Here is a 22,028-nt window from a genome sequence, read left to right on the forward strand (position 1 = left end):
CCATGTTGCCATGTCGAGGCCGGTGCATCGATCCCGGCCGACGTTAGACTGACGGAGTTTGGTCACGGGGCCGGGGCAGTCGATCGGGGGTTTCTTGCAGTTCGCACGGAGTCATCGCTGGCAATTCACGTTGCCCGCCGTACTCGTCCTGCTGGTCTTGGCTCTGACCACGCCGCACGTCGCCACCTCCCACGCCGCCGATCGGGTGATTCTCGGTGGCGGGTCGGGGATCGTGATCGACGGGGACACCTTCTGCACGCTGACCACGATTGGCAACGACAGCAAGGGCAACCTGATCGGGTTCACCTCCGCGCACTGTGGCGGGCCCGGCGCCCAGGTCGCCTCGGAGCGTGCCCAGGAAGCCGGCGTCGTAGGAACGATGGTCGCGGGCAACGAAGGTCTCGACTATGCGGTCATCCAGTTCGACCCCGCGAAGGTGCAGCCGGTCAACTCCGTCGACGGCTTCGAGATCGACGGGCTGGGACCCGACCCGGCCTTCGGCGAGAATGCCTGCAAGCTCGGCCGCACGACGGGCCAGTCGTGTGGCGTCACATGGGGGCCGGGGGACAAGCCCGGCACGATCCTGAACCAGGTGTGTGGGCAGCCCGGCGACTCGGGCGCGCCCGTCACCGTGAACAACCTTCTCGTCGGGATGATCCACGGCGCCTTCAGTGAGGACCTGCCGACGTGCGTGGTGAAGTTCATCCCGCTGCACACCCCGGCGGTGACCATGTCGATGACCTCAATCCTCGACGACATCAACGCGAAGAACCGACCGGGATCCGGTTTCGTCCCGCTCGGCGCCGCGCCTGCTGCCTAGCTCAGGTGATGAACCTCCTGTAGCCCGTATACGGGGGTGGGCAGTCCTTCGTAACGTGCCTTGAGCTGGAGCGCCAGGTACAGCGAATAGTGCCGGGACTGATGCAGATTCCCGCCGTGGAACCACAGGTTCTCTTGCTGCGTCGGCTTCCACATGTTGCGCTGCTCGCCCTCCCAGGGGCCGGGATCCTTGGCGGTGTCGCTACCGAGGCCCCACACCTTGCCGACCTTGTCGGCGACGTCCTGGCCGATGAGGTCGGCCGCCCAGCCGTTCATCGAGCCGTAGCCGGTGGCATAGACCACGACGTCGGCGGGAAGTTCGGTGCCGTCGGCAAGCACCACGGAGCCCTCGGTGAGTCGGTCGACCTGGCCGTGCGCCAGCTTGATGGTGCCGTCCGCCACCAGATCGCAGGCGCCGACGTCGATGTAGTAGCCCGACCCCCGGCGCAGGTACTTCATGAAGAGTCCGGAATCGTCGTCGCCCCAGTCCAATTCGAAGCCGACCGCGGCCAGCCGGTCGTAGTACTCCTTGTCGCGAATGCGGATGGCGTCGTAAATCGGGGTCTGGAATTCGTGCATGATGCGGTACGGCAGCGACGCGAAGGTCAGGTCGGCCCTTTCGGTGGTCATGCCCGAGGCCACCGCCCGTTCCGAGTAGAGGTCACCGAGCCCGATCTCCATCAGCGAATCCGACTTCACGATGTGGGTCGACGACCGCTGCACCATCGTCACGTCGACGCCGTTCTCGACGAGCGCCTTGCAGATGTCGTGGGCGGAGTTGTTGGACCCGATCACCACGGCGCGCTTGCCGGTGTAGCGATCCGGCCCGGGGTGGGCGCTGGAGTGGTGCTGTTCGCCGCGGAAGGCGTCCTGGCCAGGCAGCGTCGGAATGCTCGGCTTGCCCGACATGCCGGTGGCCAATACCAGTTGCGTGGGGTGCAGCGTCAGGCGCTCTCCGTCACGGTCGATCTCGACGGTCCATTGCTTCTCGGTGTCGTCGAACGATGCCGACAGGCAGGTGGTCTTGGACCAGTACGGGACCTCCATGACCCTGGTGTAGAACTCCAGCCAGTCGCCGATCTTGTCCTTGGGTGCGAACACCGGCCAGTTCTGGGGGAAGGGCAGGTACGGCAGGTGGTCGTACCAGACGGGATCGTGAAGGCACAGGGACTTGTAGCGCTTTCGCCACTGGTCGCCTGGGCGCTCGTGCCTGTCGACGACGATCGCGGGCACTCCGAGCTGGCGCAGCCGGGCGCCAAGCGCGATGCCACCCTGACCGCCACCGACCACCAGCGTGTACGGCTGTGCGCTGCGGCCAAGGGCCCGTTCTTCGTCCGCGCGCTTCTCCGCCCACGACCTGGTGTCGACGTCGGAGCCGTGCACCGCACCCATGACGCGGGTCGCGCCCCTGTGCTCCTCGTGGCCCTTGAGTTCCTGCATCGCGGTCAGCAGCGTCCAACATTCGTCGCCCTTGAGGCGGAGATGTCCGATGCCGCGCCCGACGGCAGTCTCGAACTCGATGAACGCCGAGGTGACGTCACCGTCGGCCACTGGTTCCTCGCGGGTCCGGAATCCCGACGGGCTGGTCTCCGCGAGCCGCGCACCGAGCATGTCGGCGATGCCGTCGCGTCCCTCGACGGTCTTGATGTTCCAGGTGAAGGAGACGAGGTCGCGCCAGAAGCTGTCGACGGCGAACTTCGCGACGACCCGCTCGACGTCGCGCACGGCCACGGCGGCTTCGAAGTCGGCCAGCCAGGCGTCGACGCGGGCTTGCGGCGTGGGCGGTGCGGTAGCTGGCTTTTCAATCGTTTCGGTCATGTGACTCAGAGCACACCAGTAGTGGTACTGGGCACAAGAGTTGCACCACGTTGCACCCGTCCACGGACGAAACGGCGCGTTCGAGGCGTGCGACGATCTCGGACCGCGGTTCCCTGGCACCCGAATGTGATGGGGAGCACAATCAGGAGTGATGCAAGACCTATCCGCTCCCGAACCGGCCGTCGCGGTCGGAGAGGATCCGCGCCACTATGCCCGGCTGATGTCGGCGGTGTACGACGCGAGGATGGCGGGCACGCGGGCGCCCGCCCGGCCACGGTCGGTGATCGAGGACTCCTGGCAGCGGATGATCGCCAACGGCATCGGCCCCGACCACCTCCGCGCGCCCGTGGTGGAGCTCGCGGGGCTGGAGATGCTTCGCCGGTCCTCTGGCCTGCTGGCGGTTCTCGACGAGGTCTCGCGGAACCTGGAATCGCTGATCGCCGAAGGGGACAACATCCTCGTCTTGGCCGACGCCAGGGGACGCGTGCTGTGGCGCAGCGGCTCGGCGTCGGTGCTCAACCATGCCGACCGGCTTGGCTTCATCGAAGGCGCGCACTGGAGTGAGGACGCCGTCGGCACGAATGCGATCGGGACGGCGCTCGTCTCCAACCGCGCCGTGCAGGTGTTCTCCGCCGAGCACTACCAGCGCAGTCACCACCCGTGGACGTGCGCGGGCGCCCCCATCAAGGATCCCAGGACGGGTCAGGTGATCGGCGTGGTCGACGTCTCGGGGCCCGCGGCGACGGTGCACCCGACGACGGTCGCCCTCGTCGACGTCGTCGCCAGGCTGGCGGAGTCGCGGCTGCGCGAACACCACGACCGCACCCTGAACCGGTTGCGGTCGGTGGCGGCGCCCATCCTGGCCCGAATCGGCGCGCCCGCACTCGCGGTCGACCACGACGGCTGGGTGGCGGCGGTCGACTCGCTGCCGCTGCACAACAGAATCCTCCTGCCCGAGGACACCGCGCCCGGGCGGACCTGGATACCGCCGCTCGGCATGTGCGAGATCGAACTGCTGCCCGGCGGCTGGCTGGTGCGGCCGACCGAGGAGGACGCCACGCCCGGCATCTCCCGCGTGACGCTCGACGTCCGCGATTCGGGTGCACCGTCACTGGAGATGGTCGGCCAGTTCGGGTGCTGGCGGCACGACATCTCGCCGCGGCACGCCGAGATCCTGCTGATTCTCGCGACCCACCGCGACGGGCGTTCGGCGCCCGACCTCGCCGACGATTTGTACGGCGACCGGTCCAGAGTGGTGACCGTGCGGGCCGAGATGTCCCGTCTGCGAAAGCAACTCGCCGGTCTGGTGCACGGTCGCCCATACCGCTTTCCGCCGTCCGCGGTCATCGACGTCTGCTACCCACCTGACCTGGCGACACTGCTGGCCGCCTCGACGGCCCCCGCCATCCGGGCGCTTCGGCGAACTAATCCCCACTGAGGTAGCGCCCACAGTCGCGAAATGGCGCTGCGGCGACTGTGAGCGCTACCTCGACGTGGTTAGAAGAAGCCCTGCGCCTTGTTGCTGTAGGACACCAACAGGTTCTTGGTCTGCTGGTAGTGGTCGAGCATCATCTTGTGGTTCTCGCGGCCGATGCCGGACTGCTTGTAGCCACCGAACGCAGCATGCGCGGGGTAGGCGTGGTAGCAGTTGGTCCACACTCGGCCGGCCTTGATGTCACGACCGGCCCGGTAGGCGGTGTTGCCGTCGCGGCTCCAGACGCCTGCGCCCAAACCGTAGAGCGTGTCGTTGGCGATCGAGATGGCGTCGTCGTAGTCGGTGAACGAGGTGACCGCGACGACGGGACCAAAGATCTCCTCCTGGAAGACCCGCATCTTGTTGTTGCCCTCGAAGATCGTTGGCTGGACGTAGTAGCCGCCGGCCAGCTCGCCACCGAGTTCGGCGCGCTCGCCACCGGTGATGACCTTGGCGCCTTCGTCCTTGCCGATCTCGATGTAGGACAGGATCTTCTCCAGCTGGTCGTTGGAGGCCTGGGCGCCGATCATCGTCTCGGTGTCCAGCGGGTCGCCCTGGCGGACGGCCTTGGTGCGGATCGCGGCCTGGGTCAGGAACTCGTCGTAGATGTCGGCCTGAACCAGCGAGCGCGACGGGCAAGTACAGACCTCGCCCTGGTTGAGGGCGAACATCGTGAAGCCCTCCAGAGCCTTGTCCTGGAAGTCGTCGACCTGGGCCATGACGTCGGAGAAGAAGATGTTGGGGCTCTTGCCGCCCAGCTCAAGGGTGACCGGAATCAGGTTCTGCGACGCGTACTGCATGATGAGGCGCCCGGTGGTGGTTTCGCCGGTGAAGGCGATCTTGGCGATCCGGTTGCTCGAGGCAAGTGGCTTGCCCGCTTCGACGCCAAAGCCGTTGACCACGTTGACGACTCCGGCGGGCAGCAGATCCCCGATGATCGACATCAGGTACAGGATCGAGGCCGGGGTCTGCTCGGCCGGCTTGAGCACCACGGCGTTACCGGCGGCCAACGCGGGCGCGAGCTTCCACACGGCCATCAGAATCGGGAAGTTCCACGGGATGATCTGTCCGACGACGCCCAGCGGCTCGTGGAAGTGGTAGGCGACGGTGTCCTCGTCGATCTGGGACAGCGAACCCTCCTGGGCGCGAAGCGCTCCGGCGAAGTAGCGGAAGTGGTCGACGGCCAAGGGGATGTCGGCGTTCAGCGTTTCGCGAATCGGCTTGCCGTTGTCCCAGGATTCCGCGAGGGCAATGGACTCGAGGTTCGTCTCGATGCGGTCGGCGATCTTGTTGAGGATCCCGGCCCGCTCGGCGGGTGACGTCTTGCCCCAGGCAGGGGCAGCGGCGTGGGCGGCGTCGAGGGCCTTCTCGATGTCGGCCTCGTCGGACCTGGCGATCTCACAGAAGGTCTTGCCGGTCACCGGCGTCGGGTTCTCGAAGTATCGGCCTTCGGTGGGGGGCACCCACTCGCCGCCGATGTAGTTGTCGTAGCGGGACTCGAAGGTCATCAACGAGCCTTCGGTGCCGGGCCGCGCGTAAACAGTCATGTGGGCTTTCCTCTCCTGCTTCAGGGCGACAAAATGTGTCGGTCGTCACTGACGTTAGGGCAAAAGGGGTTGCATCACGGTTGCATCAACCGGGCAATGTGCTCACTTGCTGGCGCGGATGGCCTCGAAGACGCTGGGATCGACGAGCGTGGAGGTGTCGCCGAGCTCGCGGCCTTCGGCGACGTCGCGCAGCAGGCGCCGCATGATCTTGCCGCTGCGGGTCTTGGGCAGCTCGGGGACGACGTGGATCTCCCGCGGCCGAGCTATCGGGGAGATCTCCTTGGCTACTTCCGCGCGCAGCTCCTCCACCATGGTCTCCGCGCCACCATGGGCTGAGGCCTTCAGGATGACGAAGGCGCAGATGGCCTGCCCGGTCTGCTCGTCGGTGGCGCCGACGACGGCGGCCTCGGCCACCCCGGAGTGTCCGACGAGAGCGGACTCGACCTCCGCGGTGGAGATGCGGTGTCCCGAAATGTTCATCACGTCGTCGATGCGGCCGAGCACCCAGATCTCGCCGTCCTTGCCGTAGCGGGCACCGTCGCCGGCGAAGTACCAGCCCTGCTCGGCGAACCGCGACCAGTAGGTCTCCTTGAAGCGCTCGGGATCGCCCCAGATGCCACGCAGCATCGACGGCCACGGCTTGTCGAGCACGAGGTAACCGCTGGCCTGTTCGCCATGGTCGGTGCCCGGCTTCAACTGGTTGCCGTCGTCGTCGACGATGATCGCGGAGATGCCCGGCAGCGGAGTCATGGCCGACCCGGGCTTGGCGTCGGTGACGCCGGGCAGCGGGGAGATCATGATGGAGCCGGTCTCGGTCTGCCACCAGGTGTCGACGATCGGGGTCTCGTCGGCGCCGAAGACGGTGCGGTACCAGCGCCACGCCTCGGGGTTGATGGGCTCACCGACGGAGCCGAGCAGTCGCAAACTCTTCAGATCGTGCTCGGCGGCGATCTGGCGGCCCAGCTTCATGAACGTGCGCACCAGCGTCGGAGCGGTGTAATAGATTGTGACGCCGTACTTTTCGATGATCTCGAAGTGCCGGTGCTCAGTGGGCGAGGTGGGCGTGCCCTCGTAGACGACCTGCGTGACGCCGTTGGAGAGCGGCCCGTAGACGATGTAGGTGTGTCCGGTGACCCAGCCGATGTCGGCGGTGCACCAGTAGACGTCGGTCTCGGGCTTGACGTCGAAGACGTTGAAGTGGGTGTACGAGGATTGGGTCAGGTACCCACCCGTGGTGTGCAGGATGCCCTTGGGCTTGCCCGTAGTGCCCGAGGTGTACAGCAGGAACAGCGGGTGCTCGGAGTCGAACGACTCGGGGACGTGCGTGGCCGACGCGCCGTCCACCACGTCGTGCCACCACATGTCTCGGCCCTCGGTCCACTCGACGTCGATGCCCGTGCGCCGCACCACCAGGACGTGCTCGACGGTGCTCTTTTGCGTCGGGCTGTCTCGTACGGCTTCGTCGACGGCCTCCTTGAGAGAGGCCGCCTTGCCGCGGCGGTACTGGCCGTCGGTGGTGATGACGAGCTTGGCCTCGGCGTCCTCGATACGAGCCTTCAGTGCGGTCGCGGAGTACCCGGCGAACACCACGGAGTGCATCGCGCCGAGCCGGGCGCAGGCCAGCATCGCCACGATCGCTTCGGGCACCATCGGCATGTAGATGGCGACGCGGTCGCCCGCGACCAAGCCGAGATCGGTCAAGGCGTTCGCGGCCTTGCAGACCTCGTCCTTCAACTCGGCGTAGGTCATGGTGCGCTGGTCGTCGACCGGCTCACCGACCCAGTGGATGGCGACCCGGTCACCGTTGCCCGCCTCGACGTGCCGGTCGACACAGTTGTAGGCGACGTTGAGCCGCCCGCCGACGAACCACTTCGCAAACGGTGCCTCCGACCAGTCCAGAACCTCGGTGAACGGCGTCTGCCACGACAGCCGCTCGGCCTGGGTGCCCCAGAACGCCAGCCGGTCCCGCTCGGCCTCGTCGTATATCCCGGCCGTGGCATTCGCGTCTGCGGCGAACGCGGCGGGGGGCGGGTAGGAAGGGGGGACCTCGGCGTCGATCTCGGGCATAACGTGAGCGTAGTCACCAGAGGCGCTGTCGACGGGTCGACTCACAACGCCGGCTGCGGAAGGCGCCCGCTGCGCGACGAACGAGCGTAAGCGCGGGTCCAACGGTCGTGCACCCCGCGCGGAATCGCCTCGGGCAGGCACTAGCGTGTCCTCGTGGCTGCTCCCGATCCGCTTTCCCCGCTGGTGGGGTTGCCAGGCGTGGCGGACGCCGGCGAAGAGGCCCGCGAGGCGCTGGCGCTCGCCCATCGGCACAAGACGAACCGTCGAGGGTGGCCCGCGACCGCCGCCGAGGCCGCGATGCGCGCCGCCCGTGCGTCGTCGGCGCTGGACGGCGGGCCGTTGGTGCTCGATCCCGACGACGGGCCGAACCCGGTGTTGGCGGGCGCGCTGCGCGTCGCCGAGGCGCTCGAAGGTGGAGCGACGTCACTGGTCGGGGTCTGGCAACGCGCGCCGCTGCAGGCGATCGCCCGGCTCCACGCCCTGGCCGCTGCGGACCTTGCCGACGACGACCGACTCGGTCGACCGCGCGCCGACGACGGCGTCGGGCGTCGTCTGGAGATGTTGGCCGACGTCGTGACGAGCACGCACGCTCCGGCACCGGTGTTGGCTGCGGTCGTGCACGGCGAGCTGCTAGTGCTGGCACCGTTCGGCGTCGCCGATGGTGTGGTGGCGCGCGGCGCCTCGCGGCTGGCCACCATCGCGAGTGGGCTCGATACGCATGGTCTCGGGGTGCCGGAGCTGTACTGGATGCAGAAGCCCGGTGACTACCGCGCGGCGGCACGCGGATTCGAGTCGGGAACGAGGGAGGGGCTCGCGGCTTGGCTCATCAACAGCTGTCGTGCGCTGAAGGCCGGTGCGCGAGAGGCGCTGTCCATCGCCGAGGGGTCGGCAAAGTGACGGCCGACAATGTGAAGCGGGCGACGCTCCGAATGTGATTCGGCTCGTCGCCCGCTAGCACGGAGCTCCGGTTACCAGGCGTGCTTTTTGGGTTGCGTGGGTGGCCTCGGCGTTCTTGCGATGCGCTACGGCTGCTGACCCCACCCAAGGGGTCGTCGCTTGGCGTCCGCTATTCGCAATTACGCAGGCCCGCAACACTTCTACCATTATCGCGGCGTGTGCTCCGCGTGGGTTCCGGGTTCCGTGCTGGGATGCCTCACTCGGGAGAGCGAACCTTCTCTTCTGGTTCGACCTTGGCCTCGATCGGCTTCCGTGACTCCTTTGTACTCCGTGACCGCGGTCACATCAAGGGCCAATTGGCCCGAGTCTCCAGATCGTTATTGGACGGCGTCAGCAACCGAGGAGAGGATTGGGTTGCGCCGTCAGAACAGGAAGCGTCGCAGCAACGAGTAGGTCAGGGCCCCGGCCGCCAACGCACTGACGCCGACGGCGACGGTCGTCGCGACGGCCGCACCCGACGGTGCGCTGATGCGATCCCTCAGTGACACGGGTCGGGAGAACGTCAGCACGGGCCAGGCGCGGCCCACCGCTTCCTTGCGCAGGGCGCGGTCGGGATTGACGACGGTCGGGTGGCCGACCGCCTCGAGCATCGGCAGATCGGTGATCGAGTCGGAGTACGCGTAGCAGTGATCGAGTGCGTAGCCTTCGCGAGCGGCGAGTTCGTGAATCGCCTCGACCTTGCCTTCGCCGTAACAGTAAAAGGCGACTTCGCCGGTGTACTTGCCGTCCTCGACCACCATTCGGGTGGCCATCGCATGCGTCGCGCCCAACGCGCGGGCGATCGGCGCGACGACCTCCTCGCCCGACGCCGACACGACGACGACGTCGCGGCCGCACAGCTTGTGGTCGGCGATGAGGTTCGCGGCTTCGGCGAATACCAGCGGATCGACGATGTCGTGCATGGTCTCTCCGACGATCGACTTGACCTGCTCGACGTTCCAACCCGTGCACATGGTGGTGAGGTACGAGCGCATGCGATCCATCTGCTCGTGGTCGGCCCCGGACATCAGGAAGAGGAACTGTGCATACGTGGACTTCAGCACCGCTTGCCGGTTGATCAGCCCCTGCTCGAAGAAGGGTTTGCTAAAAGCAAGGGTGCTGGACTTGGCGATCACGGTCTTGTCAAGATCGAAGAACGCAGCAGTGCGTACCGGTTGGTCGGCTTTTCCTTCGTTTTTTGGCTGGGTCCCGTTCGCCGCGACAGATCCCGTGGAGGTCACGATGGCCAGCATATGCGGCAGGGGTATCGGCTGGACTGCTGAACTTCACAAAGTGGCAGTCTGCGACACCTGTCTCGCTAGGTAACTTTCCAGGTCACCGCGCGATTTCGGCGGAATTCATAGGGTCTCGACGTCTTGCGCTGCCCCACATTTACGTGTGTATAGTGAGCATTACCTGGCTTATGCCGGGTGTGCATCAGCCCGACCCCCCGGGGCTGATACACGACGACCTCCGCCTCCTCCCCCCTGGCGGGGGTCGTCCCTTTTTGATGGCCAGAACGTCAATTTCTCGCTGCGATCCCCGGCTGCCGCCGTCCCATGTTTGCGCGCGCAATGCCCACGGCACAGGTTGTCCACAGACGCGTATCCATCCACATTTCGGCTCATGGGGATGGCGAAGCGTCGGACGGTGGCCACACAGTGGGGGCATGAGTACCAACAACGGCATCCTCTCGTTGGTCGTCGACGCCTCACTGCGCGGCGACGTCGATCGCATCGCCGCCGCAGCCGGAGTGCGGGTGATTCATGCCGGCGAGCCGTCCAGCCGCAAGGTGTGGACGGCGGCGTCGGCGGTCGTACTCGACGTCGACGGAGCCCGTCGGTGCGCCGAACTGGCACTGCCTCGACGTGCCCGAGTGCTGGTGATCGGTCATGTCGAGCCGTCTGCAGAGCACTGGCAGCTCGCTATTTCCGTTGGTGCGCAACGGGTTTTGTCGTTGCCCGTGGACGAGGCGCAGCTGGTGTCTGAGCTGTCCGACGCTGCCGAGTCGACACGTGATGACGGTCGAGCTGGGGCGGTGCTCGCGGTCCTCGGAGGTTGCGGTGGAGCGGGCGCCTCGGTGTTCGCGACCGCGCTCGCACATGCCGCTTCTCCGGCCCTGCTGGTCGACGTCGACCCGTGGGGCGGCGGAATCGACCTGACGCTCGGTAGCGAGCGCGATGCCGGACTCCGCTGGCCCGACCTCGCGCTCGGCGGCGGGGGCCGAATCGGCTATCCGGCGCTCCGCGCGGCACTGCCGTCGCGCCACGGAATCGCCGTCCTGTCGGCGGGACAAACGGGGCAAGAGATCGACGCGGGCGCGCTGGCCGCGGTCATCGACGGGGGTTGCCGCGGGGGCGCCACGATCATCTGCGACCTGCCCCGGCGTGCCACCTCCGCCGTTGGCGCGGCACTCGACGCCGCCGACCTCGTCGTTCTCGTCACCCCCGCCGACGTGCGGTCGTGCGCCGCCGCAGCGGCGGTGGGATCGTGGCTGGCGGAGACCAATCCGAACGTGGGTCTGGTCGTGCGGGGGCCCGCCCCCGGCGGGTTGCGCTCGGCGGACGTTGCCCGCATCACGGGCTTGCCGCTGCTAGCGGCGATGCGGCCGCAACCCGGCCTCGCCGCCGAACTCGAGCACGACGGGTTCAGGCCACGGCGCCGCTCGGCGCTGATGTCCGGGGCCCGGCGCGTGCTCGAGGTGCTGCACCGCCAACCCAAGGCAAGCGAGGGGCGGCTGGTCGCATGAGCGCTTCGCTGATCGAGCGGGTCAGGGAACGGCTGGCGACGGAGTCCGGCCCACTACGACCGAATGTGGTCGCCGAAGCCATTCGCGCGGAATCCTCCGGCGTGCTCGGTGACATCGACGTCCTAAGTAATCTCCGGCTGCTCCAGACCGAGCTGACCGGCGCAGGCATTCTGGAACCGCTGCTGCGTGCGGAGGGAACCACCGACGTGCTGGTGTCGGCGCCGGATTCGGTCTGGGTCGACGACGGCTCCGGCCTGCGCCGCACCGCGATCCGCTTCGACGACGAAGCGGCAGTGCGCAGATTGGCACAGCGCCTGGCATTGGCCGCGGGGCGGCGACTGGACGAGGCGCAGCCATGGGTCGACGGCCAACTCACCGGGTTGGGGGCGGGCTTCACCGTGCGACTCCATGCCGTGCTTCCACCGATCGCCCCCGCGGGTACCTGTTTGTCGCTGCGGGTGCTGCGGCCCGCCACCCAGGACCTCGAAGCGCTCGTCGGCGCCGGAGCCATCGCCCAGGAGGCGGTTCCCGTCGTCGACGGCGTGATCGCGGCCCGACTGGCCTTCCTCGTCTCGGGCGGAACGGGCGCTGGGAAGACCACCTTGTTGTCGGCCGCGCTGGGTGCCGTCTCGGCGGACGAACGAATCGTCTGCGTGGAGGACGCGCCCGAGCTCGCTCCGCGGCATCCGCACCTGGTCAACCTCGTCGCAAGGTACGCCAACGTCGAGGGTGTCGGTGAGGTGACGGTCCGCGACCTGGTCCGGCAGGCGTTGCGGATGCGACCCGACCGGATCGTCGTCGGTGAGGTCCGTGGTGGTGAAGTCGTCGACCTGCTCGCCGCGCTCAACACCGGTCACGACGGCGGCGCGGGCACGGTGCACGCCAACAGTCCCGCCGAGGTGCCTGCCCGGCTCGAGGCCCTCGCGGCCGTTGGTGGGCTGGGACGCGCCGCCCTGCACAGTCAGCTCGCCGCCGCCGTCCGCGTCGTGTTGCACGTTGGCCGGGACCACGTGGGTGGTCGGCGGCTCGAGGAGATCGCCGTCCTGCGCAGCGGCGACGACGGACTGGTGTCGGCGGTGACCGCCTGGCATGCCGACCGCGGATTCGGCGGCGGCATGGATCGGTTGTCTGGCCTGATGACGACGCGGCGGGGATCGTGACGGTCGCGGCCTTGGCACTGGCGATGGCACTGTTGGTCGCTCCGGCGGAGCCGCGACGCCGGGTCGGCACCCGCAGATCGCCGCGGCAAGTGCGACGGGTCGTCGCAGTCACGGTCGCGATCGCGCTCGCGGTGCTCGCCCCGATCACCGCCACTCTGGCCGGTGCGATGATCGCTGCAACGATTGCGCTGCGCCGCAACGGTTCCCGTAGCCGGGCCCGACGAGCCGAAGAGTCCGCCGCGCTTCAGGCAGCGTTGGGCGTACTGGTTGGGGAATTGCGGGTGGGGGCACATCCCGTCGTCGCATTCGAATCGGCGGCCGCCGAGGTCGAGGGGACCGTTGCGGAGTCGCTGCGGGCCGTGGCGGCCCGTGCCCGGCTCGGTGCCGACGTCGCCGCTGGATTGCGTTCCGTCGCTGGGCAATCGACCGTGCCGGGCCATTGGGAGCGGCTCTCTGCGAGTTGGCTGCTTGCCCAGACCCACGGATTGGCGATCGTCGCGCTGGTCCGCGCTGCGCAGCGCGACATCGTCGAGCGCGAGCGGTTCGCCTCCAGCGTGACCGCCGGAATGGCAGGTGCCCGCGCCACCGCCGCGATACTGGCGGGGTTGCCGCTGCTCGGGGTCGGGCTCGGTCACCTCATCGGCGCAGAGCCGGTGCGGTTCCTGCTTTCCGGCGGCGTCGGCGGCTGGCTCCTGCTGACTGGTGTGACCTTGGCCTGCGCCGGATTGTGGTGGTCTGATCGGATCACCGATCGGGTGCTCAGATGAGCCTAGCGGCAGTGCTTCTGGCCATCGCGACGCTCGTCACCGGCGGGCGGGCCCGCACCGCGATGCGGGAGCGGCGCGCGGACGCACCGCAGGACCTGCCGGCCGGGGCCTCGGATGATCCGCTTGCCGTGGCATCGAGCCTGGACGTGTTCGCCGCCTGCCTGTCGTCCGGCATGGCCGTGGCGGGCGCGGCGAGGGCGACGGCACCGTGCTCGCCGCGGTCGTTGGCCGACGTCCTTGGCCGGGCCGCGGATCTATTGGCGTTGGGGGCCGATCCCGTCACCGCCTGGCCGAGCACGGGGGCGACGGGAGACGCTCACGTCGAGGGGCTGTGCAGGCTGGCCCGTCGGTCCGCCTCATCGGGAACTGCTCTGGCACAAGCGGTATCCGAGCTCGCCGACCAATCCCGGTTGGACGCGGCGGATTCGGCGCGGGCGGCCGCCGAGCGGGCCTCGGTTCTCATCGCAGGCCCACTAGGGGTCTGTTATCTGCCTGCCTTCGTGTGTCTGGGGATCATCCCCGTGGTGGTCGGACTGGCGGGTGACGTATTGCAGTCGGGAGTGTGGTGAGTGAAAACGTGGCTCGCGGAGGGACCGCGAGCGCTGGGAGGGAAATTCATGAGGGACAATGCCTTTGGGCGACTGCAGGCACGGATCGTCGTACTGGCAGTGGACGAATCCGGGATGTCGACCGTCGAATACGCCATCGGCACGATCGCGGCGGCGGCGTTCGGCGCCATCTTGTACACCGTGGTCACCGGCGACTCGATCGTGAGTGCACTGACCAACATCATCACGCGGGCGTTGAACACCAACGTCTAGGTGTGCTCGGAGATGACACGGGTGGTGTCACGGTGGAAGCCGCATTCGCGGTCGCCGCGCTGGCAGTCGTTCTGGTGGTGTGCTTGGGCGGACTCGCCGCGATCGGGATCCAGGTGCGATGCGTCGACTCGTCGCGGGAGGCCGCGCGGTTGGCGGCCCGCGGTGACGAGGGCGCCGCCGCGGAGGCGGTCCGCAGGGGTGGACCGGCGGGCGCGGAGTTGGCGTTGCGGCGCGACGGCGGATTCGTCGTCGCCAGGGTCGCTACGCGGTCGATCCTGTTGCCGGGCATCACGATCACCGCTGAGTCCGTGGCATCGGTGGAGCCTGGCCTCTGAACGTGGCTCGGCGAGTGTGATGGCGGCCGCGATGATGACGGTGCTGTTGGTGCTGACCGTGGGCGGTGCGGTGGTGGGCTCGGCAGTGATCGCCAGGCACCGGGCACAGGCGGCGGCGGATCTGGCCGCACTGTCGGCGGCCGGCCACCTGGTGTCGGGTCCACAGGTGGCGTGCGCGTCGGCGGCTTCGCTCACCACGGCGATGTCGGCGACGATGTCGGCCTGCGCCGTCGAGGAACTCGACGTCGTCGTGACGGTCGACGTTCGCGTGGGGCTCGGGCGCTGGGGCGTCAACGTGGCGCGGGCGAGCGCCCGCGCCGGGCCCGTCTGACTAGGCTCGCGCGGCCTTCCCGGCGCGCGCCTTGGCGCGACGGGTGACCTTGCGCGGCGGGGGATTCAGTTCGGCCTCGGTCGGCAGTCGCAGGGACAACAGTCCGGCGTAGGTGTCGTCGTCGATCTCGACCCGGTGTGCCGTCACGTGGATGGGTGTCCACCCACCATCGAGTGCGCGCAACCGCAACACACGCGAGGTCGAACCCGAATCGAAGTCCGTTGCCATCGAAATGATTTCGGATTCGTCATCGGGATGTACGCGTGGTTCGCCGTCGTCGGTGGCATGCCAGTCGTAGAACGGGCACGGCTCGTCGAGCCACTTCAGCAGCTTCCATGACTTCAGGTCGACCAACGCGCGGTACACCCCGGGTTGCGGCTGCCCGCTGAGGATCTGCTGGCCGAGGTCGTTGAGCGGTGCGACGGTGCCGTCACTCACGCCGCGCCAGTTCATCGCGCGGCAGATCAGCCCGTCACGCCCACTGTCGTCCGATTCCTCCAAGACCCGGGCGGTGAAGCCGACGGTGATCGGCCTTCCCTTGTAGTCGGTGATGTCCCAGGTGCTGCAAAAGGTGCGACCCGCCGTCGGCTTGATTGCGACCGCAAGCACCCTGACCTCCTCCGGGTGGAGATTGCGCGAGGGGAGATCGTCGGCGAACGCGCGGCCCTGGGTTGCCTCGACGTTGGGGTCGAGGCCGCTGTTCATCAGTGATTCCGGAGTGTCCGTCGCGATCCCGTTCGTCAGATCCCACTTCAACGGTCCTGGCAGCACCCGATCCGGTGGCTCTTCGTCGAGCGGTCCGTTCCAGACGTGGACGCCGTGGATGCGACCGTCGGTCATCTGTACCACCTCGGTGCGAATCACCCGGTCGCTCTTGGGGGTCAGACTGCTCAGCGCCTTGCCGGCCTGCACCGTCTCGTTGATGGCCGTCTGAATGGCCATCAGATGGGGGTTGCGCCGCAGGAAGGCGCTGATCGGGACGAGGTTCTTGGTGTGCTGCCCTTGCGCGACGACTGCCGGTTCGGCGCCGAGTGTCTCGACGAGGAGCCAGTCGTGCGTCATGGCCACAGCTTACCGTTGCACAACGTGCGACCTGAGCCGTCGCGCAGCGGTGAATGTCGACTGCGTCACCCCTCCTGGTCGACGTCACGGGCGGTTTACGTGGCTTCCTTCGTCAACTCGTCGAGCACCAATCTGAGCACGGCCACGGCACCTGCCTTGTCGAGTGGATCGTTTCCGTTTCCGCACTTGGGCGACTGAACGCACGACGGGCAACCCCACGGGCACTCACATGCCTCGATCGCCGACGCCGTTGCGTCCCACCAGGTGCTGATCTGGCGGTACCCGCGGTCGGCGAAGCCAGCGCCGCCGGGGTGGCCGTCGTAGACGAAGATCGTCGGCGTTCCCGTCTCCGGGCCTACCGCCATCGACACCCCGCCGATGTCACCGCGATCGCAGCTGGCCACCAGCGGCAGCAGGCCGATCGCTGCGTGCTCGGCGGCGTGCAGTGATCCGGGGATCCGGATATCGTCAATGCCGTTGCATGCCAATGCCTCTGGCTCGATCGTGCACATCACCGCCATGGTCTCGAGGGTCTGGGTGGGCATGTCAAGGTCGACGTAGTCGATCACCTCGCCGTTCAGTCGCCGACGGAGGAAGCCGATCACGGTGTGGCTGACCGATACCGGCACCAGTCCCACGGTGATCGGCCCTTTCGTGCGCCGCTCGCCGTCACCGGTCACGGCGACCTCGGTGAGCTCCCTCGCCGACGTGGAGTAGCCCGGGTCGTCGGCACGCACGAAGGCGATGCCGTCCTCGAAGTCCAGCGAGTCGACCACGTAGCTTTCGCCCTGATGCAGGTAGACCGCTCCCGGATGGATCGAGGACGGCGCCTGACCCGTTCCCGTGCTGCCGAGCATCCGACCCGTTCCGGTCTCGACGATGGCGATCTGCCCACCCGACGAACCGCGGATGTCCACGGCGGGATGCGGATCCAACCCCGGTGCGGGAAAGTAGCCGGCGGCCCGTCGCCTCAGCAGGCCGTCGTCGACGAGGGCGTTGGCGACCGCCTCGGCGTCCCAGATGCGGACCTCGGCGTACGTGAGCGGCAACTCGGTTGCCGCGCAAAGCAGCTGCGGCCCAAGGACATAGGGGTTGGAAGGATCGATCACGACGCGTTCGATCGGCTTGTCGAGCAGCGCCGCCGGATGGTGCACCAGGAAGGTGTCCAGCGGGTCGTCCCTGGCGATCAACACGATCAAGGCGCTCTGCCCGCGTCGCCCAGCTCGCCCTGCCTGCTGCCAAAACGAGGTCACGGTGCCGGGAAACCCGGCCAGCACCACCGCATCCAGGCCTGCGATGTCGACCCCCAGCTCCAGCGCGTTCGTGGTGGCGAGGCCGCGCAACTCGCCATCGGTCAGCGCCCGCTCCAACGCTCGCCGGTCCTCGGCGAGATACCCGGCGCGGTAGGACGCCACCAACCCGGCGAGGTCGGGTGCGACGTCCTCCAGTCGGGCCCGCGCACCGAGGGCGGTGAGCTCCGCGCCGCGTCGCGACCTGACGAACGTCAACGTGCGGGCGCCTTCGGCGATCAGGTCGGCCATCACGCGGGCTGCCTCCGATCCGGCGGATCGCCTTACTGGAGCGCCATTTTCGCCGGTGATGTCGTCGCGCAGGGCCGGTTCCCACAGGGCCACCGTCCGGCCGCCCTGCGGGGAGCCGTCGTCGGTGACCTCGGCCACGGTGTGGCCAAGCAGTTCTGACGCCGTCGCGGCGGGCGACGACGTCGTCGCGCTCGCGAAGATCACGGTCGGCCCGGCACCGCCGTCCGCCGAGTAGCGCTCGCACAGCCGCACCAGGCGGCGCAGCACCATCGCCACGTTGGATCCGAATACCCCACGGTAGTAATGACATTCATCCACCACGATGAACTTCAGATTGCGGAGGAACACCGCCCAGCGGGCGTGGTTTCGCAACAGGGAAAGGTGAATCATGTCGGGGTTGGAGAAGATCCACCGGGACCGTTCGCGCGCCAGCCGCCGCGCGTCGGTCGAACTGTCGCCGTCGTACGGGCTCGGTGCGACGTCGCCAAGTCGCGCCACCGCATTCGTCAACGACTGGGCCGCGCGCAGCTGATCGTGTCCGAGGGCCTTCGTCGGTGAGAGATACAACGCCCTGGCCCGCGGGTCCGCCGCCAGAGTCGTCAGGATCGGAAGTTGATAGGCCAGTGATTTGCCCGACGCGGTGCCGGTGCTGAGCACCACGTGGCGGCCGGAGTGGGCGAGGTCGGCGGCGGCGGCCTGATGGGTCCAGGGTTCGGTGATGCCCCGGTCGACGAAGGCCCGCACGACGTCGGGGTCGGCCCACTGCGGCCAGGGCTTGGGGCGGGCCCGGCGGGGTGCCAGATCCGCGACGTGTCGCAGCGGATGTTCGTCGGGGTCGGTGCCGTCGACGGCGCAGGCAAGCAGTTCGCGGCCGAAGTCGGACACCCCCTCAGCCACGTCTTCCCCCAGTTTTCGTCGATTGCGCGCGTCGTCGCGCGAGCTTCCCTACATGATCGTCGATCCCCACGCGGCACGGTTCCGCGTTGGGAATGCCTCGCTGGCCTAGTGTCGGATTGGTGAGCCAGCTGTCCTTCTTCTCGGCGGAGGCGGTGCCGCCTGCGGTCGCCGACCTCACCGGGATTCTGGCTGCGCCTGGGCAGGTGGTGCTCGTCGGCCATGGTGAGAGTCGGGCCGCACGGCTGTCGGTGGTGGTCGACGAACTCTGGCGCGCCGAGGCGCTGGCCGAGATGATCGCCGAGGCCGGACTTCAGCCGGAGATTGGCCGCACCGACGAGAACACCCCGCTGGTCAGGACGGCGCCCGACCGCCGCTTGTCCCCCATCGCGACGAATTGGACGCGCGGCGCCGTCAAGACGGTGCCCGCTCAGTGGTTGCCCGGCCCGCGCGAGCTGCGGGCGTGGACGTTGGCCGCCGGTAGCCCCGAGGCCGACCGCTATCTGTTGGGACTGGATCCGCACGCGCCGGATACGCATTCCGCACTTGCCTCGGCGATGATGCGGGTCGGAATTGCACCGACCTTGATCGGCACCCGAGGGACGCACCCGGCGTTGCGGATAAGTGGCCGTAGACGGCTATCGCGCCTGGTAGAGAACGTGGGGGAACCGCCCGGCAACACCGCGGCGTTCGAGCAGTGGCCACGCACTTGAGGCCGTTCGCGAAGGAAGCCAGTTTGCGTAGGCTCGCCCGGAGTGCGAAATTGTCAGTTGCCATGGGCTGGTGGGGCTGCTGATTCAGTGGTCCCGCGTTCACTGGCAGCATAGAAGTGGAGCGTAAACAGAGTTGGCTGACCAGGACGGTGGCAGCGGCAACGGCAGGGTTCGGCGACTCGTCATAGTCGAGTCGCCTACCAAGGCGCGCAAAATCGCGGGATACCTCGGATCCAGCTATATCGTCGAATCGTCGCGTGGACACATCCGCGACCTGCCGCGAGCGGCGGCCGACGTCCCCGCGAAGTACAAGTCGGAACCGTGGGCCCGGCTCGGCGTGAACGTCGACGCCGACTTCGAACCCCTCTACATCATCAGTCCCGAGAAGAAGAACACGGTCGCCGAGCTCAAGAGCCTGCTCAAGGACGTCGACGAGCTCTACCTGGCGACGGACGGTGACCGCGAGGGCGAGGCGATCGCCTGGCACCTGCTGGAGACCCTCAAGCCGACCGTCCCCGTCAAGCGGATGGTCTTTCACGAGATCACCGAGTCGGCAATCCAGGCCGCCGCCAACGATCCGCGCGACCTCGACATCGATCTGGTCGACGCGCAGGAAACCCGCCGCATCCTCGACCGCCTCTACGGCTACGAAGTCAGCCCCGTGCTGTGGAAGAAGGTCGCGCCGAAACTGTCGGCAGGCCGGGTCCAGTCCGTGGCGACCAGGATCATCGTGCAGCGCGAGCGGGAGCGCATGGCGTTCCGCAGTGCCGGCTACTGGGACGTCACCGCCGAACTCGACGCGAGCGTCTCGGATGAGCAGGCGTCGCCGCCCAAGTTCACGGCGAAGCTCAACTCCGTCGAAGGCAAGCGCGTGGCCAGCGGCCGTGACTTCGACTCGCTCGGCGGGCTCCGCAAGCCCGACGAGGTGCTGGTGCTCACCGAGTCGGCGGCATCAGCACTGGCAGGCGGCCTGCGGGGCGCCCAGCTCAGCGTCGCGTCGGTCGAGCAGAAGCCGTACACGCGTCGGCCGTACCCGCCGTTCATGACCTCGACGCTGCAGCAGGAAGCTGGGCGCAAGCTGCGGTTCAGCTCGGAGCGCACCATGAGCATCGCGCAGCGGCTGTACGAGAACGGCTACATCACCTATATGCGCACCGACTCGACGACCCTGTCGGAGACGGCGATCAACGCGGCTCGCAACCAGGCCAGGCAGCTCTACGGCGAGGAGTACGTCCATCCGACGGCTCGCCAGTACACGCGCAAGGTGAAGAACGCACAGGAGGCTCACGAGGCCATCAGGCCGTCGGGCGACGTCTTCCAGACGCCGGGCCAGCTGCACTCGGCGTTGGACAACGACGAGTTCCGGCTCTACGAGCTGATCTGGCAGCGCACGGTGGCCTCGCAGATGGCCGACGCACGCGGGACGACGCTCTCGTTGCGGATCAGCGGAGCCGCCAGCTCGGGTGAGCAGGTCGTGTTCAGCGCGAGTGGTCGCACCATCACCTTCGCGGGGTTCCTGAAGGCCTACGTCGAGAGCCTCGACGAGCAGGCGGGCGGTGAGGCCGACGACGCCGAGAGCCGGCTGCCCAACTTGACGCAGGGCCAGCGGGTCGACGCCGCCGACCTGACCGCCGACGGGCACACGACCAGCCCGCCCGCGCGGTACACCGAGGCGTCGTTGATCAAGTCGCTTGAGGAGCTCGGCATCGGGCGCCCATCGACCTATTCGTCGATCATCAAGACGATTCAGGACCGCGGATACGTCCACAAGAAGGGCAGCGCGCTGGTCCCGTCGTGGGTGGCGTTCGCCGTGATCGGGCTGCTCGAGCAACACTTCAGCCGGCTGGTCGACTACGACTTCACCGCCGCCATGGAGGACGAGCTCGACCAGATCGCCTCGGGCAACGAGCGAAGGACCAACTGGCTCAACAACTTCTACTTCGGCGGCGACCACGGTGTCGAAGGCTCGATCGCCCGCGCCGGGGGACTCAAGAAGCTCGTCGGCGGCAACCTCGAGGAGATCGACGCTCGGGAAGTCAACTCCATCAAGCTGTTCGAAGACGATCAGGGGCGGACGATCAACGTCCGCGTCGGCCGCAACGGGCCCTATCTCGAACGGATGATCACCGGCGAGGACGGTGAGCCGACCCCGCAGCGCGCCAACCTCAAGGACGAGCTGACCCCCGACGAACTCACCCTCGAGCTCGCCGAGAAGCTGTTCTCCACACCGCAGGAAGGCCGCAGCCTCGGTGTCGACCCCGTGTCGGGACACGAGGTCGTCGCCAAGGACGGCCGCTATGGGCCCTACGTCACCGAGGTACTGCCCCCGCCGCCCGATGAGCCGGAGGACGGGGCGCCCGCGAAGAAGGGCAAGAAGCCGACCGGCCCCAAGCCGCGCACGGGTTCATTGCTGCAGTCGATGGACCTGGAGACGGTGACGCTCGAGGACGCGTTGAAGCTGCTCTCGCTGCCCCGCGTCGTCGGCACCGACCCCGCCAACAACGAGGAGATCACCGCGCAGAACGGCCGCTACGGCCCGTATCTGAAGCGCGGCACCGATTCTCGATCGTTGGCCAACGAAGATCAGATGTTCACCATCACCCTCGACGAGGCGCTGAAGATTTACTCCGAGCCCAAGCGGCGCGGCAGGCAGGGCGCCGCGACGCCGCCTCTTCGCGAGCTTGGCAACGACCCGGTGTCGGAGAAGCCGATGGTGATCAAGGACGGTCGCTTCGGGCCGTACGTGACCGACGGCGAGACCAACGCCAGCCTGCGCAAGGGTGATGACGTCATGTCGATCACCGACGGGCGGGCGTCCGAGCTGCTTGCCGACCGCCGCGCGCGCGGCCCGGTCAAGAAGAAGGCGCCCGCGAAGAAGGCCGCCAAGAAGGCGCCTGCCAAGAAGGCGGCGAAGAAGGCGGCGAAGAAGGCCCCTGCCAAGAAGGCGGCCAAGAAGGCCGGTGCCAAGAAGGCGGCCAAGAAGGCCCCTGCGAA

The 22,028-nt window shown here is 67.9% G+C and carries 18 protein-coding genes; 12 read left to right on the forward strand and 6 right to left on the reverse strand.

The window, feature by feature from the left end; all coding sequences use genetic code 11:
• The first annotated feature begins 148 nt into the window (after positions 1-148).
• Positions 149-820 carry a chymotrypsin family serine protease gene (locus tag QOD90_RS09730; protein ID WP_526349081.1) on the forward strand — a complete coding sequence of 224 codons (672 nt, stop codon included), beginning with the start codon at positions 149-151 and terminating at the stop codon, positions 818-820.
• On the opposite strand, the gene QOD90_RS09735 is transcribed toward QOD90_RS09730, so the two are convergent.
• Positions 817-2,637 carry an NAD(P)-binding domain-containing protein gene (locus QOD90_RS09735; RefSeq protein WP_526349045.1) on the reverse strand — a complete coding sequence of 607 codons (1,821 nt, stop codon included), beginning with the start codon at positions 2,635-2,637 and terminating at the stop codon, positions 817-819. The genes QOD90_RS09730 and QOD90_RS09735 overlap by 4 nt on opposite strands.
• 151 nt (positions 2,638-2,788) lie before the next feature.
• Here QOD90_RS09735 and QOD90_RS09740 point away from each other — a divergent pair, with 151 nt between their 5' ends.
• A complete protein-coding gene (locus tag QOD90_RS09740) occupies positions 2,789-4,075 on the forward strand; it encodes a helix-turn-helix domain-containing protein (protein ID WP_526349047.1) in 1,287 nt (428 codons plus the stop codon).
• A gap of 59 nt (positions 4,076-4,134) precedes the next feature.
• Here QOD90_RS09740 and adh read toward each other — a convergent pair whose 3' ends face one another.
• Positions 4,135-5,658, reverse strand: coding sequence for an aldehyde dehydrogenase (gene adh / locus QOD90_RS09745; RefSeq protein WP_526349049.1), 1,524 nt, complete (start codon positions 5,656-5,658; stop codon positions 4,135-4,137).
• Between the two features lie 102 nt (positions 5,659-5,760).
• Positions 5,761-7,725 (reverse strand): acetate--CoA ligase, encoded by a 1,965-nt coding sequence (gene acs, locus QOD90_RS09750; RefSeq protein WP_526349051.1) that lies wholly within the window; start codon positions 7,723-7,725, stop codon positions 5,761-5,763.
• 153 nt (positions 7,726-7,878) lie between these two features.
• On the opposite strand from acs, the gene QOD90_RS09755 reads away from it, so the two are divergent.
• Positions 7,879-8,622 (forward strand): oxidoreductase, encoded by a 744-nt coding sequence (locus QOD90_RS09755; protein ID WP_526349053.1) that lies wholly within the window; start codon positions 7,879-7,881, stop codon positions 8,620-8,622.
• Positions 8,623-9,044: 422 nt separating this feature from the next.
• On the opposite strand, the gene QOD90_RS09760 is transcribed toward QOD90_RS09755, so the two are convergent.
• A complete protein-coding gene (locus QOD90_RS09760; protein WP_526349055.1) occupies positions 9,045-9,902 on the reverse strand; it encodes an HAD-IB family hydrolase in 858 nt (285 codons plus the stop codon).
• 428 nt (positions 9,903-10,330) lie between these two features.
• On the opposite strand from QOD90_RS09760, the gene ssd reads away from it, so the two are divergent.
• The 7 genes from ssd to QOD90_RS09795 are packed head-to-tail and all read left to right on the forward strand — an operon-like array spanning position 10,331 to position 14,824.
• The gene (gene ssd, locus QOD90_RS09765) at positions 10,331-11,410 is read left to right on the forward strand and encodes a septum site-determining protein Ssd (protein WP_526349057.1); all 1,080 of its coding nucleotides are present in this window, start codon (positions 10,331-10,333) and stop codon (positions 11,408-11,410) included.
• Entirely contained in the window at positions 11,407-12,570 is a 1,164-nt protein-coding gene (locus QOD90_RS09770; protein WP_526349059.1) for a TadA family conjugal transfer-associated ATPase, read from the forward strand. The genes ssd and QOD90_RS09770 overlap by 4 nt, the downstream gene beginning before the upstream one ends.
• Positions 12,567-13,337, forward strand: coding sequence for a type II secretion system F family protein (locus QOD90_RS09775; RefSeq protein ID WP_526349061.1), 771 nt, complete (start codon positions 12,567-12,569; stop codon positions 13,335-13,337). Before QOD90_RS09770 ends, QOD90_RS09775 begins: the two co-directional genes overlap by 4 nt.
• A complete protein-coding gene (locus tag QOD90_RS09780; protein WP_526349063.1) occupies positions 13,334-13,906 on the forward strand; it encodes a type II secretion system F family protein in 573 nt (190 codons plus the stop codon). Before QOD90_RS09775 ends, QOD90_RS09780 begins: the two co-directional genes overlap by 4 nt.
• Before the next feature lie 48 nt (positions 13,907-13,954).
• Entirely contained in the window at positions 13,955-14,158 is a 204-nt protein-coding gene (locus tag QOD90_RS09785) for a DUF4244 domain-containing protein (RefSeq protein WP_526349065.1), read from the forward strand.
• A gap of 2 nt (positions 14,159-14,160) precedes the next feature.
• A complete protein-coding gene (locus QOD90_RS09790; protein ID WP_526349067.1) occupies positions 14,161-14,493 on the forward strand; it encodes a TadE family type IV pilus minor pilin in 333 nt (110 codons plus the stop codon).
• Between the two features lie 19 nt (positions 14,494-14,512).
• The gene (locus QOD90_RS09795; RefSeq protein WP_526349069.1) at positions 14,513-14,824 is read left to right on the forward strand and encodes an Rv3654c family TadE-like protein; all 312 of its coding nucleotides are present in this window, start codon (positions 14,513-14,515) and stop codon (positions 14,822-14,824) included.
• On the opposite strand, the gene QOD90_RS09800 is transcribed toward QOD90_RS09795, so the two are convergent.
• Positions 14,825-15,886 carry a PAS domain-containing protein gene (locus QOD90_RS09800; RefSeq protein WP_526349071.1) on the reverse strand — a complete coding sequence of 354 codons (1,062 nt, stop codon included), beginning with the start codon at positions 15,884-15,886 and terminating at the stop codon, positions 14,825-14,827. It lies immediately after the preceding gene.
• 95 nt (positions 15,887-15,981) lie between these two features.
• Positions 15,982-18,312: a DNA 3'-5' helicase SftH gene (gene sftH, locus QOD90_RS09805; RefSeq protein ID WP_526349083.1), complete on the reverse strand. Its 2,331-nt coding sequence runs from the start codon at positions 18,310-18,312 to the stop codon at positions 15,982-15,984.
• Positions 18,313-18,443: 131 nt separating this feature from the next.
• Between sftH and QOD90_RS09810 the strand changes: the two genes are divergently transcribed.
• Together QOD90_RS09810 and topA are read left to right on the forward strand one after the other, a co-directional pair.
• Positions 18,444-19,034 carry a hypothetical protein gene (locus QOD90_RS09810; protein ID WP_526349073.1) on the forward strand — a complete coding sequence of 197 codons (591 nt, stop codon included), beginning with the start codon at positions 18,444-18,446 and terminating at the stop codon, positions 19,032-19,034.
• 133 nt (positions 19,035-19,167) lie between these two features.
• The coding region (topA, locus tag QOD90_RS09815; protein WP_526349075.1) for a type I DNA topoisomerase at positions 19,168-22,028 on the forward strand (2,861 nt) is incomplete at its 3' end.

The sequence above is a fragment of the Mycobacterium sp. genome (assembly GCF_032161845.1).
In the GTDB taxonomy this organism is placed as follows: Bacteria; Actinomycetota; Actinomycetes; order Mycobacteriales; family Mycobacteriaceae; genus Mycobacterium.